Origin of the sequence: Longimycelium tulufanense (assembly GCF_014645795.1) — a bacterium.
In the GTDB taxonomy this organism is placed as follows: domain Bacteria; phylum Actinomycetota; class Actinomycetes; order Mycobacteriales; family Pseudonocardiaceae; genus Longimycelium; species Longimycelium tulufanense.
In genome coordinates this window covers 97,157-123,188 of sequence record NZ_BMMK01000002.1, presented here as the reverse complement: position 1 = coordinate 123,188, position 26,032 = coordinate 97,157, and the positions used below count along the sequence as shown (strand labels likewise).

General features: G+C 71.3%; 28 protein-coding genes. 20 read left to right on the top strand and 8 right to left on the bottom strand.

Annotated features, from left to right (window positions below):
- The first annotated feature begins 9 nt into the window (after positions 1–9).
- Positions 10–1,290: an adenosylmethionine--8-amino-7-oxononanoate transaminase gene (locus IEY55_RS02855; protein WP_189053580.1), complete on the top strand. Its 1,281-nt coding sequence runs from the start codon at positions 10–12 to the stop codon at positions 1,288–1,290.
- A gap of 69 nt (positions 1,291–1,359) precedes the next feature.
- Here IEY55_RS02855 and IEY55_RS02850 read toward each other — a convergent pair whose 3' ends face one another.
- A complete protein-coding gene (locus IEY55_RS02850; protein ID WP_229685921.1) occupies positions 1,360–1,611 on the bottom strand; it encodes a glutaredoxin family protein in 252 nt (83 codons plus the stop codon).
- A gap of 49 nt (positions 1,612–1,660) precedes the next feature.
- A complete protein-coding gene (locus IEY55_RS02845) occupies positions 1,661–2,152 on the bottom strand; it encodes an SRPBCC family protein (protein WP_189053578.1) in 492 nt (163 codons plus the stop codon).
- A gap of 295 nt (positions 2,153–2,447) precedes the next feature.
- Between IEY55_RS02845 and bioD the strand changes: the two genes are divergently transcribed.
- From bioD to IEY55_RS02825, 4 genes are all read left to right on the top strand, one after another.
- Positions 2,448–3,164, top strand: a complete 717-nt coding sequence (gene bioD, locus IEY55_RS02840) for a dethiobiotin synthase (protein WP_189053576.1) — start codon at positions 2,448–2,450, stop codon at positions 3,162–3,164.
- 120 nt (positions 3,165–3,284) lie between these two features.
- Positions 3,285–4,322 carry a biotin synthase BioB gene (gene bioB, locus IEY55_RS02835; protein ID WP_189053574.1) on the top strand — a complete coding sequence of 346 codons (1,038 nt, stop codon included), beginning with the start codon at positions 3,285–3,287 and terminating at the stop codon, positions 4,320–4,322.
- Positions 4,323–4,347: 25 nt separating this feature from the next.
- Positions 4,348–4,617, top strand: coding sequence for a biotin synthase auxiliary protein BsaP (bsaP, locus tag IEY55_RS02830; RefSeq protein ID WP_189054339.1), 270 nt, complete (start codon positions 4,348–4,350; stop codon positions 4,615–4,617).
- Between the two features lie 87 nt (positions 4,618–4,704).
- Positions 4,705–5,316, top strand: coding sequence for a DUF2567 domain-containing protein (locus IEY55_RS02825; protein WP_229685919.1), 612 nt, complete (start codon positions 4,705–4,707; stop codon positions 5,314–5,316).
- Positions 5,317–5,510: 194 nt separating this feature from the next.
- Here the strand turns inward: IEY55_RS02825 and IEY55_RS02820 are convergent, their stop codons facing one another.
- A complete protein-coding gene (locus tag IEY55_RS02820; protein WP_189053570.1) occupies positions 5,511–6,191 on the bottom strand; it encodes an LON peptidase substrate-binding domain-containing protein in 681 nt (226 codons plus the stop codon).
- 42 nt (positions 6,192–6,233) lie between these two features.
- Positions 6,234–6,953 carry an NUDIX hydrolase gene (locus IEY55_RS02815; RefSeq protein WP_189053568.1) on the bottom strand — a complete coding sequence of 240 codons (720 nt, stop codon included), beginning with the start codon at positions 6,951–6,953 and terminating at the stop codon, positions 6,234–6,236.
- Between the two features lie 70 nt (positions 6,954–7,023).
- On the opposite strand from IEY55_RS02815, the gene nadA reads away from it, so the two are divergent.
- The 3 genes from nadA to nadC all read left to right on the top strand — a co-directional run bounded on the left by nadA (position 7,024) and on the right by nadC (position 10,576).
- The gene (nadA, locus tag IEY55_RS02810; RefSeq protein WP_189053566.1) at positions 7,024–8,046 is read left to right on the top strand and encodes a quinolinate synthase NadA; all 1,023 of its coding nucleotides are present in this window, start codon (positions 7,024–7,026) and stop codon (positions 8,044–8,046) included.
- On the top strand, positions 8,046–9,659 hold the full coding sequence (locus tag IEY55_RS02805) for an L-aspartate oxidase (RefSeq protein WP_189053564.1): 1,614 nt from the start codon (positions 8,046–8,048) through the stop codon (positions 9,657–9,659). The genes nadA and IEY55_RS02805 overlap by 1 nt, the downstream gene beginning before the upstream one ends.
- Positions 9,660–9,721: 62 nt before the next feature.
- The gene (nadC, locus tag IEY55_RS02800) at positions 9,722–10,576 is read left to right on the top strand and encodes a carboxylating nicotinate-nucleotide diphosphorylase (RefSeq protein ID WP_229686028.1); all 855 of its coding nucleotides are present in this window, start codon (positions 9,722–9,724) and stop codon (positions 10,574–10,576) included.
- Between the two features lie 282 nt (positions 10,577–10,858).
- Here nadC and IEY55_RS02795 read toward each other — a convergent pair whose 3' ends face one another.
- On the bottom strand, positions 10,859–11,650 hold the full coding sequence (locus IEY55_RS02795; protein WP_229685917.1) for a carbon-nitrogen hydrolase family protein: 792 nt from the start codon (positions 11,648–11,650) through the stop codon (positions 10,859–10,861).
- Between the two features lie 195 nt (positions 11,651–11,845).
- On the opposite strand from IEY55_RS02795, the gene IEY55_RS02790 reads away from it, so the two are divergent.
- The 6 genes from IEY55_RS02790 to IEY55_RS02765 all read left to right on the top strand — a co-directional run bounded on the left by IEY55_RS02790 (position 11,846) and on the right by IEY55_RS02765 (position 18,328).
- Entirely contained in the window at positions 11,846–13,456 is a 1,611-nt protein-coding gene (locus IEY55_RS02790) for an ABC transporter substrate-binding protein (RefSeq protein ID WP_229685916.1), read from the top strand.
- Positions 13,420–14,511, top strand: coding sequence for an ABC transporter permease (locus tag IEY55_RS02785; RefSeq protein ID WP_229685914.1), 1,092 nt, complete (start codon positions 13,420–13,422; stop codon positions 14,509–14,511). The genes IEY55_RS02790 and IEY55_RS02785 overlap by 37 nt, the downstream gene beginning before the upstream one ends.
- Positions 14,504–15,427 carry an ABC transporter permease gene (locus tag IEY55_RS02780; RefSeq protein WP_189053560.1) on the top strand — a complete coding sequence of 308 codons (924 nt, stop codon included), beginning with the start codon at positions 14,504–14,506 and terminating at the stop codon, positions 15,425–15,427. The genes IEY55_RS02785 and IEY55_RS02780 overlap by 8 nt, the downstream gene beginning before the upstream one ends.
- Positions 15,424–16,383 (top strand): ABC transporter ATP-binding protein, encoded by a 960-nt coding sequence (locus IEY55_RS02775; protein WP_189053558.1) that lies wholly within the window; start codon positions 15,424–15,426, stop codon positions 16,381–16,383. The genes IEY55_RS02780 and IEY55_RS02775 overlap by 4 nt, the downstream gene beginning before the upstream one ends.
- Positions 16,377–17,021, top strand: a complete 645-nt coding sequence (locus IEY55_RS02770) for an ABC transporter ATP-binding protein (RefSeq protein ID WP_189053556.1) — start codon at positions 16,377–16,379, stop codon at positions 17,019–17,021. The genes IEY55_RS02775 and IEY55_RS02770 overlap by 7 nt, the downstream gene beginning before the upstream one ends.
- Before the next feature lie 134 nt (positions 17,022–17,155).
- Positions 17,156–18,328: an aminotransferase class V-fold PLP-dependent enzyme gene (locus IEY55_RS02765; RefSeq protein ID WP_189053554.1), complete on the top strand. Its 1,173-nt coding sequence runs from the start codon at positions 17,156–17,158 to the stop codon at positions 18,326–18,328.
- 66 nt (positions 18,329–18,394) lie between these two features.
- Here IEY55_RS02765 and IEY55_RS02760 read toward each other — a convergent pair whose 3' ends face one another.
- The gene (locus tag IEY55_RS02760) at positions 18,395–19,714 is read right to left on the bottom strand and encodes a M14 family metallopeptidase (RefSeq protein WP_189053552.1); all 1,320 of its coding nucleotides are present in this window, start codon (positions 19,712–19,714) and stop codon (positions 18,395–18,397) included.
- A gap of 227 nt (positions 19,715–19,941) precedes the next feature.
- On the opposite strand from IEY55_RS02760, the gene hisD reads away from it, so the two are divergent.
- From hisD to IEY55_RS02740, 4 genes are all read left to right on the top strand, one after another.
- Positions 19,942–21,276, top strand: a complete 1,335-nt coding sequence (gene hisD / locus IEY55_RS02755) for a histidinol dehydrogenase (protein WP_189054215.1) — start codon at positions 19,942–19,944, stop codon at positions 21,274–21,276.
- Positions 21,273–22,442, top strand: coding sequence for a histidinol-phosphate transaminase (locus tag IEY55_RS02750; protein ID WP_229685912.1), 1,170 nt, complete (start codon positions 21,273–21,275; stop codon positions 22,440–22,442). Before hisD ends, IEY55_RS02750 begins: the two co-directional genes overlap by 4 nt.
- Positions 22,439–23,050: an imidazoleglycerol-phosphate dehydratase HisB gene (gene hisB, locus IEY55_RS02745; protein ID WP_189053550.1), complete on the top strand. Its 612-nt coding sequence runs from the start codon at positions 22,439–22,441 to the stop codon at positions 23,048–23,050. Before IEY55_RS02750 ends, hisB begins: the two co-directional genes overlap by 4 nt.
- A gap of 61 nt (positions 23,051–23,111) precedes the next feature.
- On the top strand, positions 23,112–23,267 hold the full coding sequence (locus tag IEY55_RS02740) for a CG2302 family histidine operon protein (RefSeq protein WP_189053548.1): 156 nt from the start codon (positions 23,112–23,114) through the stop codon (positions 23,265–23,267).
- Here IEY55_RS02740 and IEY55_RS02735 read toward each other — a convergent pair.
- Both IEY55_RS02735 and soxR read right to left on the bottom strand, forming a co-directional pair.
- On the bottom strand, positions 23,236–23,823 hold the full coding sequence (locus IEY55_RS02735) for an RNA 2'-phosphotransferase (protein WP_189053546.1): 588 nt from the start codon (positions 23,821–23,823) through the stop codon (positions 23,236–23,238). The genes IEY55_RS02740 and IEY55_RS02735 overlap by 32 nt on opposite strands.
- Positions 23,824–23,877: 54 nt before the next feature.
- Positions 23,878–24,342: a redox-sensitive transcriptional activator SoxR gene (soxR, locus tag IEY55_RS02730; RefSeq protein ID WP_189053544.1), complete on the bottom strand. Its 465-nt coding sequence runs from the start codon at positions 24,340–24,342 to the stop codon at positions 23,878–23,880.
- Between the two features lie 54 nt (positions 24,343–24,396).
- Between soxR and IEY55_RS02725 the strand changes: the two genes are divergently transcribed.
- Positions 24,397–25,095, top strand: a complete 699-nt coding sequence (locus tag IEY55_RS02725; RefSeq protein ID WP_444543281.1) for a thiamine pyrophosphate-binding protein — start codon at positions 24,397–24,399, stop codon at positions 25,093–25,095.
- The gene (locus tag IEY55_RS02720) at positions 25,092–26,009 is read left to right on the top strand and encodes a transketolase family protein (protein WP_373289953.1); all 918 of its coding nucleotides are present in this window, start codon (positions 25,092–25,094) and stop codon (positions 26,007–26,009) included. The genes IEY55_RS02725 and IEY55_RS02720 overlap by 4 nt, the downstream gene beginning before the upstream one ends.
- The last annotated feature ends 23 nt before the right edge of the window (positions 26,010–26,032 follow it).

Here is a 26,032-nt window from a genome sequence, read left to right as displayed (position 1 = left end):
GCTGCCCGCGTGGGACCCCAGGAACTGCTGGCACTGGACAGGGCACACGTCTGGCACCCCTACGGGCCGATGCCGGGCGCCGAGGACCCGCTGCTGGTGTCCTCGGCCTCCGGCGTCCGGCTCCGGCTGGCCGACGGCACCGAGCTGATCGACGGCATGTCCTCGTGGTGGGCGGCCATCCACGGCTACCGGCACCCCGAGCTGGACGCGGCCGTCCGCGACCAGCTGGGCCGGATGAGCCACGTGATGTTCGGCGGACTCACCCACGAGCCGGCGGTGTGGCTGGCCAGCCGGCTGGTGGAGATCACCCCGGAGCCGCTCCACCACGTGTTCCTGTCCGACTCCGGCTCGGTGTCGGTCGAGGTCGCGGTCAAGATGTGCCTGCAGTACTGGCGGTCGACCGGGCGGCCGGAGAAGCGGAGGATGCTCACCTGGCGCGGCGGCTACCACGGTGACACCTTCCACCCGATGTCGGTGTGCGACCCACAGGGCGGGATGCACAGCCTGTGGCGGGGTCTGCTTCCCGAGCAGGTGTTCGCCGCTGAGCCACCCGCGGGGTTCGACGCAGATGTCGACCACGACTACGTCCGGCACCTTGCAGACCTCATCGAGCAGCACGCCCACGAGCTGGCCGCCGTGATCGTGGAGCCCGTCGTGCAGGGCGCGGGCGGCATGCGCTTCCACAGCCCGCGCTACCTGCACGTGCTACGCGAGCTGACCGCGGCGCACGACGTCCTGCTGGTGTTCGACGAGATCGCCACCGGGTTCGGGCGGTCCGGCGCGTTGTTCGCCGCCGACCACGCCGGGATCAGCCCGGACGTCATGTGCCTGGGCAAGGCGCTGACCGGTGGCTACCTGTCGATGGCGGCGACGTTGTGCACGTCCGGCGTGGCCGAGGGAATCTCCCAGGGCGAGGTGCCCGTCCTCGCCCACGGGCCCACCTTCATGGGCAACCCGCTGGCCGCGGCGGCCGCCAACGCGTCCCTGGACCTGCTCCTGCGTGGCGACTGGGCGGGGGAGGTGCGCCGCATCGAGGCCGGGCTGCGGGCCGGGCTCGCGCCCGCCGCCGACCTGCCGGGCGTGGCCGACGTGCGGGTCCTCGGCGCGATCGGGGTGGTCCAACTCGACCACGCCGTGGACATGTTGGCGGCGAGCAAGGCGGCGGTGGCGCACGGGGTGTGGGTGCGCCCGTTCCGCGACCTGATCTACGTCATGCCGCCCTACGTCACCAGCGACGCGGACCTCGCCCGGATCGGCGCCGCCGTCGTCGCTGCCGCCGAGGTCGGCTGAGGAGGTTGACCGGCGAGGTCCGTAAGACCTCCTCCGGCATTGCGTGAGCGGCCGCGCGTCGAGCCCCGGTTACCGGGTCAGCAGCGCGGTGGCGAGCTCGGCGTCGCTCGGCTCGACGAGGATGCCGCCACCCGGCAGCACCACGACCGGGATGTTCCTGCGGCCGGAGAGCCGGACCGCCTCCTCGCGCGCGGCCTCGTCGTGCTCGACGTCGATCTCGACGAAAGGGACCTCGTTCCGGCGCAACCACGCCTTGGCCCGCCGGCAGTCGCCGCACCACTCGGCGCCGTACATCACGACCTGGTCCGGGTTCGTCGACACGGCGGTGACGCTACCCGGTCGGGTGCAGCAGGGTCGTGGCGACGCGGGCTCAGCGGGCGCCGAAGTGGCGCCGGGTGTCGCGGGCGAAGGTCGCGTACAGCGCCCGGTTGAGCGGTGCGCCCGCCCGAAAGGCCAGCCGGAGCGCGGGGTTCGGTTCGAACGCGAACGTCCAGGTGAACCGGCAGCCGGTGGCGGTCGGTTCGACCAGGTAGTCCTCGCCGAACCGGCGGAAGACCGGCAGGTTCGCCTCCTCGGCGAGAAACGCGTGGCGGCGCCCCTCGTCCCAGGTGATGAAGCGCTCGCGGATGCGAAGGGACCCGCGCAGCACCGTGGCGGTGCGGGTGGTTCCGACGCCGAAGGGCCGGTCGGAGGTGTAGCGCACCTCGGACAGCAGGCGACACCACGACAGCGGGTCGGAACCGGTCAGGCCGGCCCACACGCGTTCGGCGGGCACCGGCAGGTCCATCGGGTAGCGGTACCGGAACGGGGCGGAGTCGAAGAACCCTTCGTCGAGCGGTTCGAGGCTGTACCAGCGGGTCATGGAGACCTCCTCAGTCCACCCGGTCCCCGGCCGAGGGGCTGGCCTCGCCGGACGGCGCGACATGACAGCGCTACCTGTTGCCAGAAGTGACACTAAATCCAGGGCGGCGTCGCCTACGGGATCTCCCCAGTGTCCTTCAGCACCCTTCAACCAGCTCGCGAGACGCAGCAGCACCGACGCCCCGCCGGGCGGAACGGGCGCCCCCGACCGGTGCGTGCGAGCCGCCGTCCAGCGTGCCGGCGATCACGGACGCCCGGCTCACCGGCGGGAAGCGGGGGTCGTAGCCTGGCGCGTCGTGGATTTCCTCGTGATCAGCGGCACCGGCACCGAGATCGGCAAGACGGTGGTCACCGCGGCGATCGCCAGCCTGGCGCTGGCCGCCGGCCAGAAGGTGGCCGTGCTCAAGCCGGCCCAGACCGGGCTTCGGCCGGGGGAGCCCGGGGACGTCGACCAGGTCGCGGCGCTGGCCGGCCCGGTGACCGGCCAGGAGCTGGCCCGGTTCCCCGATCCGCTGGCCCCGGACACCGCCGCCCGGCGCGCCGGTCTGCCCCCGGTGCGGCCGGCCGTGGCCGCCGCGGCCGCCACCCAACTCGCCGAGCAGCACGACCTGGTCCTGGTGGAGGGCGCGGGCGGCCTGCTTGTGCGGTTCGACGACAGCGGGGGCACCCTCGCCGACGTGGCGTGGGCCCTGGGCGCGCCGGTGCTGCTCGTGGCGGCGGCCGGGCTGGGCACGCTCAACGCCACCACGCTGTCGGCCGAGGCCCTGGCCCGGCGCGGCATCGCCTGTGCGGGGGTCGTGATCGGCAGCTGGCCCGCCGATCCCGACCTGGCCGCCCGGTGCAACCTCAGCGACCTGCCCGTGGCGGCCGGTGCCGCGTTGCTGGGGGTCGTGCCCACCGGGGCCGGCCAGCTCGATCGGGTCGAGTTCCGAGCGATGGCCCGCCGCTCGCTCGCACCGCCGCTCGGCGGCACCTTCGACGCCGAGGAGTTCACGGAGCGTTACGCCGCCTGACGCGTTGTGGAGACCCCATAGGGTTCAAACGATTTCGTTGATGAGTGAGCTGCGTCGCGTCGGAGATGGCGGGGAGTAGGGCAAACTACGACGCCAACGCGTCGTCTACAGGGGAGAGCCGTGACCGCAGCTGCCGAGCGCACCGCAGTCGAGCAAGGGGCCGAGGACATCCTCGCCGTCGCCCGCGCGCAGGTTCTGGAGCGCGGTGAGGGACTGACCGAGCAGCAGGTGCTCGCCGTGCTGCGTCTGTCCGACGATCGCCTGACCGAGCTGCTCCAGCTCGCCCACGAGGTCCGCATGCGCTGGTGCGGCCCGGAGGTCGAGGTCGAGGGCATCGTGAGCGTGAAGACCGGGGGATGCCCGGAGGACTGTCACTTCTGCTCGCAGTCCGGCCGGTTCCCCACCCCGGTGCGCGCCGCCTGGCTGGACATCCCGGGCCTGGTGGAGGCCGCGAAGCAGACCGCGGCCACCGGTGCCACCGAGTTCTGCATCGTGGCCGCCGTCCGGGGCCCGGACAAGCGGCTACTCTCGCAGGTCAAGGCCGGTATCGAGGCCATCCGGGCGGCCGGGCTGGACATCAACATCGCCTGCTCGCTCGGCATGCTCACCCAGCAGCAGGTCGACGAGCTGGTGGCGATGGGGGTGCACCGCTACAACCACAACCTGGAGACCGCACGCTCGCACTTCCCGCAGGTGGTGACCACGCACAGCTGGGAGGAGCGGTGGGACACCCTGCGGATGGTGCGCGAGGCCGGGATGGAGGTGTGCTGCGGCGGCATCATCGGCATGGGCGAGAGCATCGAGCAACGCGCCGAGTTCGCCGTGCAGCTCGCCGAGCTGGGCCCGCACGAGGTCCCGATGAACTTCCTGATCCCGCAGCCGGGCACGCCGTACGAGGACTATCCGGTGGTGGCCGGCAGCGAGGCGTTGAAGACCGTGGCCGCGTTCCGGCTGGCCATGCCGCGCACGATGCTGCGCTTCGCCGGCGGCCGCGAGCTGACCCTGGGCGACCTGGGCGCCGAGCAGGGCATGCTCGGCGGGATCAACGCCATCATCGTTGGCAACTACCTGACAAATCTCGGGCGACCGGCCGAGCAGGACCTGCGCATGCTGGATGATCTCCGGATGCCGATCAAGGCGTTGAACGAGACCCTGTGATGCGCCAGGGGACGGGGGAGCGGCGGTGAACGAGGGTTTCTGCGGCTGGTGCGGTAAGCCGGGCGCCGAGGGCGACCACGCCACCTGCCGGCAACGACTCAGCTCGATCGACCCGCCCCGGTACTGCACCTCCTGCGCCCGTCGCATGGTGGTCCAGATCACGCCCTCTGGGTGGACGGCCCGGTGCAGCCGGCACGGCACCTTCAGGCCGGGGGTGTCCGGCCCGGCGGCCGGCGCGCCGCCGGACCCGGCGAAGGCCGGTCCGGCCGGAGATCCCACGCTGTCGCTCGCCTGAGCGCGCGGTGCCCGCCGTCGCTGCGGCCCCCAGGGCCGCCGGCTAGGGTCGATGCGGCAGTGGGGTGCCTTGACGGGAGGTCTTCGGGTGCCGGAGAACGGGTCACCGGGGGAGCGCGCCGAGTCGGCCGGGCCGCCCACCGTGGTCGACGTCGGGGGCGCGGCACCCCCGTGGCGCCGGCCGCGGCCGCGGGTCGTGGTGCGCCGGGACCTGCTGCCCGCGGTGAGCGTGCTGTCGACGGTGTCGTTGCTGGGGATCCCGCTGGGCTGGCTGTGGGCCGAGCTCGCGCCCGGCCAGCAACTACGGGTGGGCCAGGGCGGCCGGCTGACCTCGCTGCCGCTGGAGAGCTACCACCTGTTCGACGACATCGGGATCTTCCTGCTGCTCACGTTCGCCGCCGGGCTGCTCGCCGGTGGGGCGGTGTGGCTGTTGCGGCAGCGCCGGGGACCGGTGGTGATGGTGGCCGCGGCCGCCGGCTCGCTGCTGGCCGCCTGGCTGGCCACGCGGATGGGGCTGACCTTCGCCGAGATCATGTACCCGCAGCCGGGCGGGCCGGTCCCGGTGGGCACCGTGCTGCACCGGCCGCCGCGGTTGGAATCGGCCTGGGTGGTGCTCGCGCAGCCGTTGGCCACGCTGCTCACATACGGCGCCTGTGCCGCGTGGAACGGCCGGGACGACCTGGGGCGCCGTCTCGGCTGACGGCCCGGTGGCGCGGCCTCCGGCCGGTACCTTCTGCCCGATTGGCACGGTCATCACGATTCGCGCGTCTCTTCGGCATCGACGGTCTTGCCGGGACACGTCGTCGCACCGCGGTTTTCCATCCTGCGGAAAAGAATTCTGAGATCCAGGGTGGAACAACCGTGGATGCCCCGCTGCCTTCTGGCTGGCGCCGTCTAGTTGCGGGAGGGCAACTCGGCGAACTCGGAGACGTGTGCCGGCACGGCACGCAGCGCCCGCAGGATCGCCGTCTCCCGCACCAGCACCTGCCGGATCCACCGCAGCCGGCGGGCCGGGCAGGTCAGCTCGAGTAGGTGTTGGCGGTCACCGGTGTACAGCAGGCAGTCGGCGGCGAGCAGGTAGGCCAGGTCGGTGCAGGTGACGTCCTCGGGCGGCTCCGCCCAGTCCTCGGCGTTCCACGCCAGCCGGCAGTAGTGCCCGTGCGCCTGGCGGGCGGAGGAGGCCAGCACCGGCAGCAGGTCCCGGATCTCCGGCACCGGCTCGGTGTCCGGCACCCATTCCACCTTGCCGATCAGGTACGGGGCGCTGGCGGTGTCCACGTCCAGCAACCGGAAGCGCCGCTCACCGCGGGCCACGATGTCGAAGCGGCCGTCCGGGAGCCGGCGGGCCTCGCGGAGCAAGGCGGAACAGCCGATGTCGTGCAACGCCTCCACGTTGTCCGTACCAACCTCCCACCCCCGGCGGATCGCCACCACCCCGAAGCAACCACCGGGGGCGGCACCGGTGGTCAGGTCGGCGACGAGCTGACGGTAGCGGGGCTCGAAAATGTGCAGCGGCAGGGATGCTCCCGGCAGCAACACGCTGCCCAGCGGGAACAACGGGAGTACCTCGGCCACCCGTTCACGTTACGACGAGCCCCAGGCACGTGCTCACCGGATCTACTCGCCGGCATCGTCCTTGGCCGCCCGGGGCGGGCGGAGCACCGCGAACGGGTCGGTCACCTCGAGTCCCTTGCCGGTGAACCGGAACAACGCGGCGGGGCGCCCGCCGGAGGGCCCGGAGGGCGCGGTGTGCCCGGTCGGCTCCAGCAGCCCGCGCCGGGAGAGGACGCGCTGCAGGTTCGTGGCCGAGACGCGGTAGCCGAGCGCCGCGGAGTACAACGCACGCAACGCCGAGACCGTGAACTTTCTGGGCGCCAGGGCGAAACCGAGGTTGGTGTAGGAGAGCTTGGCCCGCAGCCGGTTGCGGGCGCGCAGCACGATGGCACCGTGGTCGAACGCGGTCGGCGGGAGCTCGGCGACCTGGTGCCAGGCGGTGTCCGCCGGGACGGCGGGGTCGACGTCACAGGGCACCAGGCCGAGGAACGCGGTGGCCACCACCCGGGGCGGTCGGGGGACGCGGTCCGGCGCGCTGAACACCGCGAGCTGCTCCACGTGCGCGAGCTGCTGGACGTCGACCTTCTCCGCCAGCTGCCGCCGGATGGAGGTCTCCACGTCCTCGGTCGGGCGGAGCCGGCCACCCGGCAACGCCCACCGGCCGGCGTGCGGCTCCCGGGCTCGTTGCCACAGCAGGACCTGGAGTGATCCCACTCTCACCTGCAGCACGGCGGCGAGTACCTCATGTTCCGTACCACCCGATCGGCTGATACCATCGGCCATGTTTTCGATCCTAAGTCGAAAACCCGGGCGGCGGCCAGTGGCCGCAGGGGAAGTACGCGAGGAGGACGACATGGCCGCTACTGCGTCGGTGGAGCGGACCTCGGCGATGGAGCCCTACGGCGGTGTGGTGCCGGATGCGGCCTGGCGCGACGAGGTGCGTCGGCTTGCCGAGCAGCGGAACGCGGTGATCCTGGCGCACAACTACCAGTTGCCGGAGATTCAGGACATTGCGGACCATACCGGCGATTCGTTGGCGTTGAGCCGGATCGCGGCCGACAGCGCCGCGGACGTGATCGTCTTCTGTGGTGTGCACTTCATGGCCGAGACCGCCAAGATCCTCAGCCCGGGCAAGACGGTGCTGATCCCGGACGAGCGGGCGGGCTGCTCGCTGGCCGACTCGATCACGGCCGAGCAGCTGCGGGCCTGGAAGGCCGAGCACCCGGGCGCGGTGGTCGTCTCCTACGTCAACACCACGGCCGACGTGAAGGCCGAGACGGACGTGTGCTGCACGTCGTCGAACGCGGTGGACGTGGTGCGGTCGATCCCGGCCGACCGTGCCGTGTTGTTCTGCCCGGACCAGTTCCTGGGCGCGCACGTCAAGCGCGTCACCGGACGGGAGAACCTGCACATCTGGGCCGGCGAGTGCCACGTGCACGCCGGCATCAACGGGCCGGAGCTGGCCGAGAAGGCCGCCGCCAACCCGGATGCGGACCTGTTCATCCACCCCGAATGCGGGTGCGCCACCTCGGCCCTCTATCTCGCGGGGGAGGGCACGGTGCCCAGTGAGAGGGTGCGGATCCTGTCCACCGGCGACATGGTGAAGGCAGCCCGGCAGACCAGCTCGCGCAGCGTGCTGGTGGCCACCGAGGTGGGCATGCTGCACCAGCTGCGCCGCGCCGCACCGGAAATCGACTTCCGCGCGGTCAACGACCGCGCCTCCTGCCGCTACATGAAGATGATCACGCCGGCGGCGCTGCTGCGGGCGTTGCGGGAGGGCCGGGACGAGGTGCACGTGGATCCCGGGGTCGCCGAGCGCGCCCGGGGCGCGGTGCGGCGCATGATCGCCATCGGCCAGCCCGGTGGCGGCGAGTGATGGCCCCGGCCTGGGAGGCCGGTGCCGACCTGGTCGTGGTCGGCACCGGCGTTGCGGGACTCACCGCCGCGCTCACCGCCCGCGAGCTGGGGCTGCGGGTGCTGGTGGTGACCAAGGCCGGCCTGGGTGAGGGCAACACCCCGTGGGCCCAGGGCGGGGTTGCCGTGGTGCTGCCGGAGGAACACGAGCCCGGTGACACCGTGGCCCGCCACGCCGCCGACACTCTCGCCGCCGGCGCCGGGCTGTGCGATGAGCGTGCGGTCGCAGTGATTCTGGCCCAGGGGCCAGGAGCCGTGCAGCGGTTGCGTGAGCAGGGCGCCCGCTTCGACACTGCGCGCGACGGAGCGCTGGCCCGTACCCGGGAAGGCGGCCACAGCGCCTTCCGTGTCATCCACGCCGGCGGTGACGCGACAGGCGCGGAAGTGGAACGCGCTCTTGTCAATGCGGTCCGCGACGACCCGATTCCGGTGCTGGAGCAGCACATCGCGGTGGAGGCGTTGCGCACGCCCGTCGGTGATGTCGCGGGATTGCTCGTGCTGGACGCAGAAGGCGCGCCGGGCGTGGTGCGTGCGCCCGCGGTTCTGCTGGCCACCGGCGGAATCGGGCAGCTGTACCAGGCCACCACGAACCCGGAGCTTGCGACCGGTGACGGGCTGGCGCTTGCGTTGCGCGCCGGTGCCGTGCTCGCCGACGTCGAGTTCGTGCAGTTCCATCCGACGGTTCTCTTCAGCGGACCGCACGTCACAGGACGACGCCCCTTGGTCACCGAAGCGGTGCGGGGCGAAGGCGCCGTGCTCGTCGACCACAGCGGCGCGCGAGTAATGGCCGACGTGCATCCGCTGGCCGACCTCGCACCCCGGGACGTCGTGGCCGCCGCGATCACCCGGCGCATGGTCGCCACCGGGCAGGACCACGTCCTGCTGGATGCGACACACATGGGCGGCGACGCGTTCCGGCGGCGTTTTCCCACCGTCCACGCCGCGTGTCAGGATGTCGGTGTCGATCCCGCGCACGAGCCGATTCCCGTTGCGCCCGCGGCGCATTTCTCCTGCGGCGGCGTGATGACCACTGTGGACGGCAGGAGCGGGGTCACCGGCCTCTACGCAGCCGGCGAGGTGGCGCGGACCGGGCTCCACGGGGCGAACCGGCTGGCCTCCAACAGCCTGCTCGAAGGACTCGTGACGGGTGCCCGGGCAGCCCGTGCGGTGGCCGCCGACCTCGCGGCGGGGCTGCTCGCCGATCCCAAGCTCGCCGAACCGGCGCGCCCGCCGGCCGCTCCTGTCGTGGACCGGGACGCCCTGCAACGTGCCATGAGTCGCTACGCCGCCATCGGCCGGGACGCGAGCGGCCTGATCGAGGCGATGTCGGTACTGGACACCAGGTCGGTCCACCGTCCACTGGAGACGCACCGGGCCGTGGAGGATGCCGCGCTCGCCATGGTCGCCTCAACCCTGCTGACGACAGCGTTGCAGCGCACCGAGTCGCGCGGATGCCACGTACGCACCGACCACCCGAACACCGACGAGTCCTGGCACCGTTCCCTACCCGTGCGGCTGGACGCGGCCGGCCGGCTCGTCCATGTCGAACCCGTGATCCTCGGAGGCGTCGCGTGACCCAGTTCGGCGTTCCGGTCACAGATCCCGCGACCACCCACATTTCCGTTGCCGTGACGGAGATCGTGCGTGAGGCCGGTTTGGACGTCGAGGACGTGCGCCGGGTGGCCACCGAGGCGTTGGCCGAGGACCTGCGCTACGGGCCGGATGTGACCACCGTGGCCACGGTGCCCGCGGACGCGGTTGCCGAGGCGGTCATCGCGCCCCGCCGGACCGGCGTACTCGCGGGCGTGCCGGTGGCGCTGGCGGCGTTGGACATGGTGGTCGGGGACTACCAGGTCCTGGAACAGCGCGCGGATGGCGACCGGCTGGCTCCCGGCGACACGGCACTGCGGCTCCGAGCCGGCACTCGCGAGCTGCTCACCGCCGAGCGCACGGTGCTCAACCTGCTCTGCCACCTGTCCGGGGTGGCCACCGCCACCGCGGCGTGGGTGGAGGAGGTTGCGGGCACCGGGTGCGCGATCCGGGACAGCCGCAAGACCCTGCCCGGGCTGCGGCTGTTGCAGAAGTACGCGGTCCGCTGCGGCGGCGGGGTCAACCATCGCATGGGTCTTGGCGACGCCGTGCTCATCAAGGACAACCACGTCGTGGCCGCCGGTTCGGTGGGTGCCGCGTTGGCGGCCGCCCGGGCGCACGCCCCCGGCCTACCCCGCGAGGTCGAGGTGACCACGCTGGCCGAGCTCGACGAGGTCCTGGCCATGGGCGCCGAAGAGGTCCTGCTGGACAACTTCACCGTCGAGCAGTGCACCGAAGCCGTCCGCCGTCGCGACACCGCTGGCACGACGACGCGGTTGGAAGCCTCCGGCGGGCTCACCCTCGACGTCGCCCGCGCCTACGCCGAGACCGGTGTCGACTACCTGGCCGTGGGTGCACTCACCCACTCCGCACCAGCACTCGACCTCGGCCTCGACATGTAGCAACACCTCGGCGACCAGCTCAGTTGCGCACCAGACCCGGTGAACCCGGTAACGGCGGTTGGGGGAGTCCCGATGATCGTCGTTTTCTGGCGGCGACCGCTTTCTCCCTTTTCAGGGGAAGAAAGTCTTCTGTAGCGACTGGGTGATGACCGAGCGCTTGTTCGGGTCGCTCCGAACCGCATACACGGACTCGATGTGGTAGAAGTAGCCGTCCTTCGTGTTCGTGTGCCGTCCCTGCGGGTTGATGGTGGCGCGAGGTCTTGGTAGTTCGTACGGTTCGGTTCAGAAGCGTCGGTTGGCGAGGACGGGCAGGGTGGTGCGGGCCTCGTGCACCGTGGCTGGGTCGAGGTCGACGACCAGGACGTCCGGCTTGGCCTCCAGCTGCGCGTGGATCCGGCCGAACGGGTCGGCCACCGTGCTGAACCCGATCCCGCTGGGTGCGTTGCCCAACGGCTCCCGTCCCACGGTGGTCGGATCGGCCTGACCACATGCCACCACCCAGGACGTGCTGTCCAGGGCACGGGCCCGGACGAGCAGCTCCCACTGTTCGCGCTTGCCCGGCCCCGCGCCCCACGAGGCGCCGAGCAAGATCACCGATGCGCCGTTCGCGGCGAGCGTGGTGAACAGGCCGGGAAAGCGGATGTCGTAGCAGGTCGCCAGTCCGACGTGGATGTCGCCGATCGGAAAGGTCACCAGTTGGGAGCCCGGCGCCACCGTGCGGGACTCGGCAAAGCCGAACGCGTCGTAAAGGTGGACCTTGTCGTAGTGCGTCTCGGCGCCCCCGCCGGTGACCAGCACCGTGTTGCGCACCCGGCCGTCGGGCTCCGGGGTGAACATCCCGGCGACGACCGTGACACCGGCCTCCGCGGCGATCTCCCGCACCTCGTCGGCCCAGGGGCCGTCCACCGGCTCGGCGAGTGGGCCGAGCGGCACGCCGAAACACGCCATCGTGGCCTCGGGAAAGACCACCACGGTCGCTCCCCGTTTCGCCGCACTGGCCACGCCCTCCCGCACCAGCCCGAGGTTGGTCGAGGGCTCGGGGGTCGAGACGATCTGGCACAACCCGATTCGCACCGGCCTTCCTCCTTCCCGCCACCCCGATCCCACCATGTACGCTCCACCTCCCGCATCCGCGACGCGGAGCGGCGTGACGTGGCGCACGTGGGCGATGCGAGCGTCGCCACACAGCGACAAGGTGCGCAGCGCAGCTCGGAGCCGAGCAGCCCAGCACTGTTGCAAGCGGTTCGCAGCAAACTCTAGGGTCGCGCTGTGCCCCACCCCCGGCCCCTCCGTCCCCGACTCGTGCCGGTCCTGCTCGCCCTGGCCGCGGCAACGGCGCTCGTCGCCTGCTCCGCGCCGGCGAACCCGGACGCCAGTCGCGACGCCGACCGCACCCGGCTCACCCTCGTCGACCCCAACGAGCCGGACAGCCTGAACCCCCTGCTCGGCTACGCCGAGAGCGGCGCGTCCAAGCTGTTCGACGGCCTGCTCGCCTACCGCGCCGACCGCACCCTGGAACCGGCGCTGGCCGCCGAGTTGCCGCAGCCCTCGGCGGACGGCAAGAGCTGGACGGTGAAGCTGCGCAAGGACGTGAGGTTCCACGACGGCAGCCCCTTCGACGCCGCCGACGTGGTCGCCACCTACAAGGCCGCCCTCAACCCGGCCTACGCGTCCACCGTGCGTTCCTCGCTGTCGATGATCTCCGACGTCGTCGAAATGGATCCGCGGACCGTCCGGTTCGACCTCGCCTACCCGTACGCGCCGTTCCAGCACAAGCTGGTGATGGGCATCCTGCCGAGCGAGGTGCTGGCCAAGCCGGAGCCCCAGGACAGGTCCCCGATGAACGTCAAGCCGATCGGCACCGGCCCGTACGAGCTGGAGGACTGGCGCCGGGGTGAGCGCATGGTGTTGAAGGCCAACGACACCTACTGGGGCGGCGCACCGAAGATCCGCAAGATCACCGTGGTCTTCGCCACCGACGACAACACCCGCGCGCAGCGGCTGCGCGGGGGCGACTTCGACGGCGGCCCGCTGCCGCCGAAGCTGGCCAAGACGTTCGAGAACACCGATGGCTTCAAGGTCGTCACCCACCGCACCTCCGACTACCGGACGATCGAGATGCCGATGGGCAACCCGGTCACCGGTGACAAGGCCATCCGGCTCGCCCTCAACTACGCGGTGAACCGCAAGGGCATGATCGACGCCCTGCTCGCCGGGAAGGGCGCCCCGGCCTCCACGCCGATCCCGCAGTCGCTGCCGGAGTTCGTCGAGCCCTCGGCGCAGTTCCGCTACGACCGGGCCGAGGCCGAGCGCGTCCTCGACGAGGCCGGCTGGGTGAAGGGGGACGACGGGATCCGGGGCCGGGACGGCCGGCGTGCCGCATTCACCGTGATGTACCCGGCCGGCGACAACGTCCGCAAGGATCTCGCCCAGGCGTTCGCCTCCGACGCCAAGGCGGTCGGTGTCGAGGTGAACCTGGAGGGCCTCGGCTGGGACGCCATCGAGCCGCGCATGGGTCAAGACGCGCTCGTGCTCGGCGACGGCAACCCGTTCGACCCGGACCTGACCTCCTACCCGCTACTGCACTCCTCGTACGCCGGCGACGGCTTCAACAACCCGGGCTCTTACAAGAACCCCGAGGTCGACGAGGCGCTGGACGCGGCCCGCCGCACGATCGACCCGGCCCAACGGGTGGCGTACTACAAGCAGTTCCAACGCGCGTACGCGGCCGACCCGGGCATGGTGTTCCTGGTCTTCCTCGACCACACCTACGTGGTCCGCGACGGGTGGACCGGCTACGAGCCGATCGTCGAGGGGCACGTCCACGGGTTCACCTGGGGCCCGTGGTGGAACGTGCAGGACTGGGCGCCGAAGCGATGAACCTCGCGGACGGGCCCACACCGAGCCCGCCCGCGACGGCCCGCCAGCCGGGCCCGCTCGCCGGGGCGGGTCGCCGGCGCCGCGCGCGTGCCGTTGCCGCGCTGGCCGGCCGCCGGCTGGCGTTCGCGGTGCCCGTCCTGGTCCTGGTCTCCGCCGCGGTGTTCGCGCTGGGTGCCGCATCGCCGTTCGACCCCGTCAAGCAGTACTACGGCAACCAGATCTTCACCGCTTCACAGTCCGATGTGGACAGGGTGCGTGCGGAACTGGGGGTCGACGAGCCGGCGCTGGTCCAGTTCGGACACTGGCTCGGTGGGCTGCTCACCGGCGACCTCGGCCACAGCCGGTCGTTCCGGCAGCCCGTCACGGACGTGATCGGTGAGCGGCTGCCGTGGACGCTGTTGCTGATGTGCTCCGGGCTGGCCGTCGCCGTGCTGCTCGCTCTGGTGCTCGGCACCCTGGCGGCCCGGCGTCAGGGTGGCTGGCTGGACCGTGTCGTCACCGCCGTCGGGCACGCGCTGGAAGGGATCCCGCCGTTCGTTCTCGCGCTGGGCGCGATCGCCGTCTTCGCGCTCACACTGCGCTGGCTGCCGGTGGCCGGGCTCACCGATGCCGGCCAGCCGGCGACGTTCAGCCAGGTGACCAGGCACCTGGTGCTGCCGGCGTCGGTGCTCGGTGTCTCGCAGTCCCCCTGGCTGGTGCTGCACGTCCGGCAGTCGCTGCTGTCGTCGCTGGCCGAGGACCACGTGGCGGGCGCACGGGCGCGGGGCCTGGCCGAGTGGATGGTTGTCCTGCGGCACGCCCTCCCGACCGCGCTGCTGCCGTTCGTGACCCTGGTCGGCGCCCGGGTGCCCGAGCTGGTGACCGGCGCGGTGCTGGTGGAGGAGGTCTTCTCCTGGCCGGGACTCGCCTCGGCCGTGGTGAAGTCCGCGCTGTCCGTCGACTTCCCGCTGCTGGCCGCCCTGACCCTGCTCGCGACGTTGGCGGTGCTGCTCGGCTCGCTGCTGGCCGACGTGGCGGTCGCGCTGCTGGACCCGAGGGTGGCCACCGATGGTTGATCTCGCCACACCGGTGACCTCCGGCGGCGCCGACACCGGAGACTGGCAACCGGTGGCCCGATCACGTGCCGGACGTTCCCGGGCCGCGCGTACGGCGAATCGGCTACGTCTGGTGGCCGGGTTGGCAACGCTGGTCCTGCTGACCGTGGGAGCCGTGCTGTTGCCCTGGCTCGGTGGGCTGGACGAGCGGTTGGTGGACTACGGCGCGGTGTTGCGTCCGCCGAGCCCCACCCACCTGTTCGGTACCGACGAGGCCGGTCGTGACCTGCTGTCGCGCACCTTCGCCGGGCTACGGGTCTCGTTGCTGGTGGCCGCGTTGTGTGCGGTCGTCTCGACCGCGCTCGGCGCGTTGGTGGGCACCGTGTCCGGTGCCCTCGGTGGATGGACCGACCGGCTCGTCATGCGCTGCGTCGACGCGGTGAACGCCGTGCCCCACCTCCTGTTGGGCATCGTGATCGTGGCGCTCTACCGGGGAGGCCTGCTCGCGGTCGTCGCCTCGATCGCACTGACGCACTGGACAACCGTCGCGCGCATCGTGCGGGCCGAGGTGCTTTCCTTGCGACAACGGCCGTTCATCGATGCCGCGATCTCCGGCGGTGCCTCGCGTTGGCGTGTGGTACGTCGCCACCTCCTGCCGGCAATCGTGCCGCAGGCGGCGATCTCGGCGGTGTTGTTGTTGCCGCACGCCGTGTGGCACGAGACGGCCCTGAGCTTCCTCGGTCTCGGCCTGCCGCCGCACATGGCGAGTATCGGGAACATCCTCGGGGACGGTCGCGGCTCGGTCCTCGCCGGAGCGTGGTGGACCGTGGTGTTGCCGTCGGTGTTGTTGGTCGCCGCCACATTGGCGGTGTCCGGCATTGCCTCGACCTGGCGGGACCGGTTGGTTCCCCGGCGGCGATCGGAGTTGTCGCTGTGACCGGCGAGCTACTGGACGTGCGCGGGCTCTCCGTCCGGTTCCTGCTCGGCCGGCGCGGGCGCGGAGGCGAGGTTCGCGCGGTCACTGACGCCACCTTCTCGTTGCGACGCGGCCAGTTGCTGGCGTTGGTGGGGGAGAGCGGCTGTGGGAAGTCGGTGCTGGCCTCGGCGCTGCTGGGGTTGTTGCCCGGCAACGCCCAGGTTCGTGGGCACGCCCTGCTGTCCGAACAGGACGGTCCGATCGATGTGATGTCGGCACCGGAAAATGTTCTGGCGCAACGGGTGCGTGGCCGGTTGGTCGGGCTGGTGCCGCAGTCGGCGGCAACCCATCTCACCCCCGTGCGCACCGCGCGGAGCCAGCTGTTGGAGACGGTGCGCGTGTTGCGGCCCGACGTCGACGATCCGTTCGGGTTCGCCGAACACCTGGCCGAGCGGGTGGGCCTGGAACCGGCGTTCCTCGACCGCTACCCGCACGAGCTGTCCGGTGGGATGGCGCAGCGGGTGGCCGTGGCGCTGGCGTTGGTCGGTGACCCACCGCTGGTGGTGGCCGACGAGCCCACGACCGGGCTGGACCGGCCGCTCGTGCGGCGCACCGTCGACCTGCTCGCCGGGCTGGCCGAGGAGGGCAGGGCCGTGTTGATGATCACGCACGACCTCGCGGCCGCCCGTCCGGTCGCCACCGACCTGGCCGTCATGTACGCGAGCCGGCTGGTCGAACTGGGCCCCGCGGCGCGGGTGTTCGCCGAGCCGTTGCACCCCTACACCGCGGGCCTGCTCGCCGCCCTGCCCGGCGGTGGCTTCACCCCGATCCCCGGCGAACCTCCCGAGCTGACCGCGTTGCCCGCGGGCTGCGCGTTCGCACCGCGCTGTCCGCTCGGCCCGGACGCAGGCTGCAGCGGTGACCCCGAGCTGATCCGCTGGGACGACCGCATGGTCGCCTGCCGCCGGCCATGCTGACCGGGGTCGGCCTGGTCGCCGGCTACGAGCGGGGCCGCCCGGTTCTGGACGGGGTGGACGTCGAGGTGCGTCCGGGCGAGGTGCTCGGCCTGGCCGGCCCGAGCGGCTGCGGAAAGTCCACCCTGGCGCGGGTGCTGGCGTTGTTGCTGGAGCCGTGGGCAGGCACGGTCGAGTTGGACGGCCGGGCCGTGCGACGCTTCCGGCACGCGGCGCCACGGGAACAGCGCACCGCGATCGGGGTGGTGTTCCAGCAGCCGCGGCTCTCGGTCGATCCGCGGTTCACCCTGCGGGAGGTCGTCGCCGAGCCGCTGCACGCGACCGGGCGTGCGGCCGAGGCCGCAGGGCGCGTCGCCGAGCTGGCCGAGCAGGTGGGCCTTACCGGGGAGCTGCTGACCCGACGGGCGCACGAGGTGAGTGATGGCCAGTTGCAGCGGGCGTGTCTGGCTCGTGCGCTTGCGCCGCGCCCCCGATACCTGGTGTGTGACGAGATGACCGCGATGCTCGACCCCTCCACCACTGCGGCGCTGGTGCGCGTGGTCACCGCGCATGTGGCCGAGACCGGTGCCGGTGTCCTCGCGATCAGCCACGACGACGAACTACTCGCTGTCTGGGCGGACCGCGTCACGCACCTGGCGTGACGACCCGGGCGTGAACGACCTCGGATCCCGCGACAGGTCCGCTGAACCCAGGACCTGATCGGGAGTCGCTGGCACCACCCAGCGTCCGCCCAGCAGACTGGCGGCACGCCGCGGAGCCGACCGAGGAGGAGCCCGTGATCGATCTCGACGTCGTGCGTTCGGACACCCCCTCCTGCGCTGACCAGGTGTTTCTGGACAGTGCGGGATCCTCGCTCCCACCCCGACAGGTGCTGGACGAGGTGATCGGGCATCTCCGTCGCGAGGCCGAGGTCGGCGGCTACCGCGCGGCCATCGAGCGGCTCGACGACCTGGAGGACGGTTACCGGGTGGCCGCCGGGTTCCTCGGCTGCGAGGCGTTCGAAGTCGCCTTCACCGACAGCGCCACCCGTTCCTGGAACCTGGTGTTCGCCGCGCTGCCACTCGCCCAGGGGGACCGGATCCTGGTGAGCGAGGTGGAGTACGCCAGCAACGCCGTCGCCCTGCTACACCGGACCGCCGCGGTCGGCGCGAGCGTGGAGCCGATACCGTCGGACGAGACCGGCGCCGTCGACCCGGCAGCCCTGCGTGAGCTGCTCGACGAGCGGGTCCGCCTGGTATCACTGGTGCACGTCCCGACCAACGGCGGCCTGGTCAACCCGGTACGCGAGATCACGGACGCCGCGCACGAGGTGGGCGCCTTCGTGCTGCTGGACGCCTGCCAGTCGGCCGGCCAGCTCCGGGTACGCGCCGACGAGCTCGGCGTCGACGCCCTGGCGGTCACCGGCCGGAAGTGGCTGCGCGGGCCACGCGGAACCGGCGTGCTCGTGGTCCGGCGGCCGGCCACGGAACGGCTCAGGCCGGGGCTGGTCGACCTGCACGGCGCGACCTGGATGGCCCCGGACGAGATCCGGCTGCGTGACGACGCCCGCGTCTACGAGCTCTGGGAGTTCGGTGTCGCCGAGCGGCTCGGGCTGCTCCAGGCGTTGCGTTACGCCGACGCACTCGGCGTCGACGAGATCGCCGCGGCCGTGGCCGATCGCGCCCAACGGGCGCGGGACGGGCTTGCCACCGTCCCAGGGGTGACGGTGCACGATCTCGGACGTCAGCGGTGCGGCATCGTCAGTTTCACCGTGGACGGTGTGCCGGCCGAGAAGGTGCGGGACCTGCTTCGCGAACGTGACATCACCGTCACCGTCAGCCGCGTCCACTCCACCCTGCTCGACATGACCCGCCGCGGCCTTCCCGAGCTGGTGCGCGCCTCACCGCACTATTTCGTCTCGCCAGAACAAATCGACGAGTTCGTCGCCGAGGTCGCCGCCCTTCGGTGATCAGTACTCGTGGATTCCGGGACGGTACCGGCGATCACCAGTACCGTCCCGGAAGCTCTCGGCGGTTTACGAGCAGCTCTTGCCGATCACGCGCGGGACGCAGTCCGCGTAGGAGAGCAGGAGATCCACCGCGCGGTCGTTGCGCGCGGTCTCCCGCGGAATGACCTCGTCCGGTGGGTAGAAGCCGGAGAGGCCACTGCCACTGCGCGGGTACATCTCGAAGGTGTATGACCAGATCTTGTGCTCGCCCCACATCCAGTCGTTGACCGACCCGTCGGTGATGTACAGGTCGCTGGACTGTTCCGGGGTGTAGCCGTTGGTCCGCGCCATCTGCCGGCCCAGCGTCTGGAACGTCCTGGCCTCGTCGGCGTTCAGTCCGGGACCGGTGTCGTTGTAGGTGTAACCCCACGGCCACAGGACCAGTTCCGAGTAGGTGTGGAAGTCGATGTGCGCCGTGATCTGCTGCTTTCCGCCCACGACCCGGGAGTTGACGAAGTCACGGACGCGCGCGGTTTCCGGGGCGGAGAAGGGCGCGGTCCCGCGGTAGGTCTCCGAGTTGGGGTTGCCACTGGAGCCGCCGCAGCAACCCCACTTGTAGCCCCAGTTCCGGTTGGGATCGGTCCCGTTGGTCGGCTGCCGGTTCTTGCGCCAACCTCGGTAGCGACCGGTCTCGATGTCGTACTCCGAGCCGTCGGGGTTGACGCTCGGGATCACGTAGATCTCCCGCGAGTTCACGAACTGGGTGATGTTCGCGTCCTCGCCGTAACCCTCGGTGAACCGCTGCACGATCCGCAGGCACATCTCGACGGTCAGGTGCTCACGGGCGTGCTGGTTGCAGGTGAACAACACCTCGGGTTCGTTCTCGTCGGCCGCGGCGTTGTCACTGATCTTCAGCATCCACAGGTCACGTCCCTGGTAGGACTTGCCGATGCTGGACAGCCGGGCGATCGCGGGATGGTCGCTCGCCGCCTTCCGCAACGCCGCGGTCATCTCCGAGTAGTTGTGGTAGTTGGCGTCCTGGGGCGGGAAGTCGAAGGTGGTCGGACCAGTCGGACCACCCTCCGACGGCAGGGACTCGACGAACTCGACGCGGTGACCGAGCGCGCGCACGGCAGCCACCTGCCCCGGGGTCGCGATGACCGTCATCCGGTCCCCGCCCACCCCCAGTACGTCGACGCCCGTCCGAGCGACTGCCGTGCGGTCCCACGGGGTCGGGGTCCCGTGCACCGTGTACACCGCCGGCTCCCCGGCCGTCGTCCCGGACCACACCGTGCGCGGCGGGTCGGCGGCCTGCCGCGGCTCCGCCCCGGCCACGTGGAGCGGGGCGAGCAGGGCGAGGCAGGCACCGAGGGCCACCGTCATCAGGCTGCGACGCGTGGATAACATCGGGCCTCCGATTGCTGACGGAGCGTGATGGGTCGCCAGCATGCGTGTCGTCACGCTCCGTGGCAAGGATTCGGAAAATTTGCAATGAGCAGGTGTTATGGCACCGTCCACTCGGGTGGTCGAGGCAACACAGCGCGATCGACCGTGCGCGTCGTCCCGGCAGGTGGACCGTTTAACCTGGTGACACGGTTAACTGCCGCACCCCGACGATCGTGAACGAGGACGCCATGCTCACCCGTACCGACCTCCGTGGTCGAGTTCCGTCCCCGGCCGAGCTGCGCGCAACCCTGCCGCGCGCCGAGGTGGACGTGGACGCGGTGCTGCATCAGGTTCGTCCGGTGGTCGAAGCGGTGCGTGACCGCGGCGTCCCGGCCGTGCTGGAGCTGGCCGAACGTTTCGACCGGGTGCGCCCATCCGCGGTGCGGGTGCCGCGCGAGACGCTGCGCGCGGCACTGGACAACCTGGCCCCGGCGGTCCGCGAGGCACTGACCGAGTCGATCGTGCGCGCCAGGAAGGTGCACGTCGACCAGCGTCGGACCGACGTCACCACCCGGGTCGTCCCGGGTGGAACGGTCACCGAGCGCTGGGTGCCGGTCGCCCGGGTCGGCCTGTACGCGCCCGGCGGCCTGGCGGTCTACCCCTCCAGCGTGGTGATGAACGTCGTGCCCGCCCAGGCGGCCGGTGTCTCCTCGCTCGTCGTCTGTTCGCCACCGCAGGTCGAGTACGGTGGCCTGCCGCACCCGACGATCCTGGCCGCCTGCGCGTTGCTGGAGGTCGACGAGGTGTGGGCGGTCGGCGGCGCCCAGGCGGTCGCCCTGCTCGCCTACGGCGGAACCGACACCGACGGCGCCGAGCTGGCCCCGGTGGACATGGTCACCGGTCCGGGAAACATCTACGTCACCGCGGCCAAGCGGCTGCTGCGCGGCCTGATCGGGATTGACTCCGAGGCCGGGCCCACCGAGATCGCCGTGTTGGCCGACGACACCGCCGATTCGGTGCACGTCGCCGCCGACCTGATCAGCCAGGCCGAGCACGACACGCTCGCGGCGAGCGTGCTGGTCACCACCTCGACCGAGCTGGCCGACGCCGTGGACGCCGAACTGGAGCGCCAGGTGGCACGGACCAAGCACACCGAGCGCATCCGCACCGCACTGACCGGACCGCAGTCCGGCTGCGTGCTGGTGTCCGCCGTGGACGACGGGGTGCGGGTCGTCAATGCCTACGCGGCCGAGCACCTGGAGATCCAGACCCGCGACGCACGGGAGGTGGCCGGCCGGATCCACAGTGCCGGCGCCATTTTCGTCGGTCCGTACGCTCCGGTGTCGCTCGGCGACTACTGCGCGGGCTCCAACCACGTGCTGCCCACCGGCGGCTGCGCGCGACACTCCTCCGGTCTGTCCGTGCAGACGTTCCTCCGCGGTATCCACGTCGTCGAGTACACCGCCGAAGCATTGGCCGACGTGGCGCCGAAGGTCGTGGCGCTGGCCGAGGCGGAGGATCTCCCCGCACACGGGCAGGCGGTCTCGGCACGCTTCCCCGGCGACGACGGGGCGGCCCGGTGAGCCCCCGCGAGCCCGGGGCGGTGGGCGGGCAGGTGCGGCTCGAGGAGCTGCCCCTGCGCGAGGACCTTCGGGGCCGCACGCCCTATGGCGCACCGCAACTGGACGTGCCGGTTCGGTTGAACACCAACGAGAACCCGTATCCGCCGCCCCCCGAGCTGGTCACCGACGTGACCGAGGCCGTGGCGGAGGCGGCGCGTGTCCTGCACCGCTACCCGGACCGGGATGCGACCGCGTTGCGCACCGACCTGGCGGCGTACCTGTCCGAGGACACCGGCGTTCCGTTGACCGCGGCGAACCTGTGGGCCGCCAACGGATCCAACGAGATCCTGCAGCAGATCCTGCAGGCGTTCGGCGGACCCGGCCGGAGCGCGTTGGGTTTCGAACCGTCCTACTCGATGCACCCGATCATCGCCGCAGGAACCCGCACCGAATGGGTCCCGGCACCGCGACGCTCCGACTTCTCGCTGGACACCGAGCGCGCGACGGACGTACTCGCCGAACACCGCCCGGACGTGATTTTCGTGACCAGCCCGAACAACCCCACCGGGCAGTCGGTGCCGTTGGACGACCTGCGCGTGCTGGTCCAGGCCGCGCCGGGCATGGTGGTGGTGGACGAGGCGTACGCCGAATTCTCCAGCCGTCCCAGTGCCGTCCGGCTGCTCGACGAGTTCGGCCACAAGCTGATCGTCAGCCGCACCATGAGTAAGGCGTTTGCGTTCGCCGGGGGTCGACTGGGATACCTCGCCGCAGCGCCCGCGGTGATCGACGCGTTGCAGCTCGTGCGCCTGCCGTATCACCTGTCGGTGCTCACCCAGGCCGCCGCGCGCGCGGCCCTGCGGCACGCGGAGCAGACGCTCGCCGCGGTGCACAAGTTGAGCGCCGAGCGGGACCGAGTGCGGGAAGCGTTGGTGGGCATGGGTTTTTCGGTGGTGCCCAGCGACGCCAACTTCATCCTCTTCGGACGGTTCGAGGACGCGCACGAGGCATGGCAGCGTTACCTCGACCGCGGGGTCCTCATCCGGGATGTCGGCATCCCCGGCCATCTCCGGGTCACGGTGGGCACGCCCGAGGAGAACGAGGTGTTCCTCGCCGTCAGCAAGGACATCGCCTCGGCCGGCCTGGAACGGCCGGGCGACTCCGACGACGACACGGAGGTCAACCGGTGAGCCGCACGGCACGGGTGGAACGCAACACCAAGGAGTCCACGGTCTGGGTGGAGCTGGACCTCGACGGCGTCGGGAAGGTGGACGTCAGCACCGGGGTGCCGTTCTACGACCACATGCTCACCGCGTTCGGCATGCACGGCGCCCTCGACCTCACCGTGCGCGCGACCGGTGACGTGCCGGTGGACGCGCACCACACCGTGGAGGACGTCGCCATCGTCCTGGGCCAGGCGCTCCGGAAGGCGCTCGGCGACTCGTCGGGCATCCGGCGGTTCGGCGACGCCTGGGTCCCGATGGACGAGACCCTCGCGCACGCCGCGGTCGACGTCTCCGGCCGGCCGTACTGCGTGCACACCGGCGAGCCCGACTCGGTCGCCGGTTTCGTCATCGGCAACAACTACCCGGCGGTGCTGAACCGGCACGTGTTCGAGTCGCTGGCCTTCCACGCCAAGATCGCCCTGCACGTCCGGCTGATCCACGGGCGCGACCCGCACCACGTCACCGAGGCGCAGTACAAGGCGATCGCCCGCGCGCTGCGTGCCGCGGTGGAGCCGGACCCGCGCTTCGGTGGGACCGTGCCCTCCACCAAGGGATTGCTGGACGGCAGCTGAACCCGGACAGGCAGCTCAACCCGGCCGCACCGGCCAAGGACGAGGAGCGGAGAAGGAACCCGTGTCCAACGAGTGGATCTGGATTGGCCTCATCGCCCTGGCCGGCTTCCTCCTCGGCGGGGTCTACGCCACCTGGAAGGCCGCCAAGATGTTCGCGGTCGTCCTGGGGGTTGCGGCCATCCTCGCTATCGCCGGAGCGATCGCGTGGATGATGTAGCCGGCGAGCCCGGCCGTTTCCTGACGTAGCGAGGCGGAACCCAGGCCGTGAGCCACACACCGTTGTCGCTGCGGGAAAAGCGGTGTCCGGCCGCGGCCATACCGCCCGCATCGACCTCGAGCACCACCGGCTCGCCTCGCCTGCCTCCCACCCGAAGTGCGGTCCCGACGTCGGCGGAGAGGTGTACGGCGTGCCGCCGCATCGGACGTAGCCCGTCGCGCTCGATCGCGGGCAGGTACCTGGCGATGGTGCCGTGGTACAGCGTTGCCGGTGGTATGACCTCCGGGAGCTGGAGGTCGACGGGAACGGAATGTCCTTGGTTGGCGCGGATGTGCGTTCGGGTCGCGTTGAACGTGAAGCGACGTTTGTCGTTGCGTTCCACCACTTCCGCCAACCCGGTGCGGCTGAGCGGAAGCCCGTGCGCGGTGAGCGCGGCCAGCAGGTCGTCCACCGCGACCCATCCCGCGCGGTCGAGCACGAGACCGATCTCGCCCGGTGCGTGCCGGAGGTGACGCGACAGGCGTCTGGAGACGCGGACCAGCTCTCGTTCGTTCACCGCACCAACCCGTCATCACTGTGAGTTCATCGCCGGTGACCTGTCTGTCGGTGACTAGGTGGTGCCGCCCTCGGTCGCGGGCTTGAGCCGTGGCGCGCCAGGGCCGGCGTCCGCCATCCGGTCCTCCGGATTGTGCAGGCCACACGTGCGCAGCGAGAGGCAGCCGCAGCCGATGCAGCCGGTCAGCCGGTCCCGGAGTCGCTGCAGGGCGTCGATGCGGGTCTCCAGCTCCGCACGCCACTTCCGGGATAGGCGTGACCAGTCGGCCTTGGTGGGGGTGCGACCCTCCGGAAGCTCGGCGAGGGCCGCCCGGACGTCCTCCAGGCTGAGCCCGATTCGCTGCGCGGCCCGGATGAACGCCAACCGCCGCAACACCGAACGCGGGTATCGCCGCTGGTTACCGCTGGTGCGCAGCGAGCTGATCAGGCCCTTCTCCTCGTAGAACCGCAACGCCGTGTGCGGGATGCCGCTCCGCGCGGCAACGTCACCGATGGTGAGCAGGTTCGGCAGTGACCCCATGCACACCACCATACGGGTTGACCTCCAGTTAAGTCGAGGTTGCAAGTTGTAGCGGTGACCACGGTAATTTCCGGCTACGCCGACCTCCCCGAGTTGATTGGTCGGATGACGGGTGACGAGAAGCACGCCGCCGTCGCTACCTCCACATTGGACGTTCTGTGGGTGCTCTACGACCGGGTCCTGCGGGTGGATCCGGACCGGCCCGACGACCCGGACCGGGACCGCTTCCTGCTGTCGAAGGGGCACGCTCCGATGGCGTACTACGCGGTCCTGGCGGTCAAGGGCTTCCTGCGGCCCGACGAGCTGGACACCTGGGCGACCTTCGACTCCCGGCTCGGCCACCACCCGGACCGGGCGCTCGTGCCCGGTGTGGAGATCGGCAGTGGCTCGCTCGGGCACGGCCTGCCGATCGGTGTCGGCCTCGCCCTGGGCCTGCGGGCCCAGGGCAGGCCCTGCAGGGTCGTGGTGCTGGTGGGCGACGCCGAGCTGGAGGAGGGCAGCAACCACGAGGCCATCCAGGTCGCCGGCCGGCTCGGGCTGGACCGGCTGACCGTGGTGGTCGTGGACAACGCCTCGGCCAGCCTCGGCTGGCCGGGCGGCGTCGCCGACCGCTTCGCCCGCGAGGGATGGGCCGGCACCACCGTGAACGGCCGCGACCACGACGCGTTGTACACCGCCTTCACCCGGGACCACCCCGGCCACCCGCTGGCGGTCGTCGCCGCCGTCGAGCCCAAGGAGTACCGGCACCCATGATCGCGTCCACCCTCACCACTCCCACCGCCATGCGGGACGCGTTCGTCGACATCGTCACCGCCGAGCTGGAGGTCAACCCCCAGCTGGCCGTGGTGCTCGCCGAGATCTCCGCGGACCGGTTCGAACGTGCCGCCGCGCGGCATCCGGACCGCGTCCTCAACCTCGGTATCCGCGAGCAGCTCCTGGTCGGCGCGGGCGGCGGGCTCGCGCTCAGCGGGCTGCGGCCCGTGGTGCACACCTACGCGCCATTCCTGGTGGAACGCCCGTTCGAACAGATCAAGCTCGATTTCGTGCATCAGGACGTGGGAGGTGTCCTCGTCGGCATCGGGGGCTCCTTCGACGGCGCGAACCTGGGCCGTACCCACCAGGCACCCGGCGACGTGGCCCTGATCGACAGCCTGCCGGGCTGGACGGTGCACGTGCCCGGGCACCCGGCCGAGGTCGAACCGCTGCTGCGCGCCGCGCTGGCCGGACAGGACCGGGTGTACCTGCGGTTGTCGACCGAGACGAACCGCGACGCACACCCCGGCACGGGCTTCCAGCTGATCCGCACCGGCCGCCGGGGAGTGGTGATCGCCGTCGGCCCGGTTCTGGACGCCGTGCTCGACGCAACCGCCACCGCTGACGTGACCGTTCTCTACGCGAGCACCATCCGTCCCTTCGACACCGCCGGGCTGTGTGCCGCTCTCTCCGGCGTCGATCGCGCCGACGTCGTCCTCGTGGAGCCCTACCTGCGGGGCACCTCGGCACACCAGGCGAACGAGGCGTTGTCCGAGGTGCCGCACCGGTTGCTCTCGCTCGGCGTCCGGCGGGACGAGGAACTGCGTGCTTACGGCACCCCGGCCGAGCACGCTGCCGCGCATGGGCTGGACGCCCGCACGATCCGCGCCGCTCTGGACACCTTCCTCGGCTGACCAGGGCAGGCCCCACAGACCGC

What these genes read in the sequence shown, in the direction of transcription:
- IEY55_RS02780 (WP_189053560.1), top strand. Translation starts at nt 14,504, where the DNA reads ATGGTTGATCTCGCCACACCGGTGACCTCCGGCGGCGCCGACACCGGA.
- IEY55_RS02760 (WP_189053552.1), bottom strand. Translation starts at nt 19,714, where the DNA reads ATGTTATCCACGCGTCGCAGCCTGATGACGGTGGCCCTCGGTGCCTGC.
- IEY55_RS02815 (WP_189053568.1), bottom strand. Translation starts at nt 6,953, where the DNA reads ATGGCCGATGGTATCAGCCGATCGGGTGGTACGGAACATGAGGTACTC.
- IEY55_RS02845 (WP_189053578.1), bottom strand. Translation starts at nt 2,152, where the DNA reads ATGACCCGCTGGTACAGCCTCGAACCGCTCGACGAAGGGTTCTTCGAC.
- hisD (WP_189054215.1), top strand. Translation starts at nt 19,942, where the DNA reads ATGCTCACCCGTACCGACCTCCGTGGTCGAGTTCCGTCCCCGGCCGAG.
- IEY55_RS02805 (WP_189053564.1), top strand. Translation starts at nt 8,046, where the DNA reads ATGGCCCCGGCCTGGGAGGCCGGTGCCGACCTGGTCGTGGTCGGCACC.
- nadA (WP_189053566.1), top strand. Translation starts at nt 7,024, where the DNA reads ATGGCCGCTACTGCGTCGGTGGAGCGGACCTCGGCGATGGAGCCCTAC.
- IEY55_RS02720 (WP_373289953.1), top strand. Translation starts at nt 25,092, where the DNA reads ATGATCGCGTCCACCCTCACCACTCCCACCGCCATGCGGGACGCGTTC.
- soxR (WP_189053544.1), bottom strand. Translation starts at nt 24,342, where the DNA reads ATGGGGTCACTGCCGAACCTGCTCACCATCGGTGACGTTGCCGCGCGG.
- IEY55_RS02770 (WP_189053556.1), top strand. Translation starts at nt 16,377, where the DNA reads ATGCTGACCGGGGTCGGCCTGGTCGCCGGCTACGAGCGGGGCCGCCCG.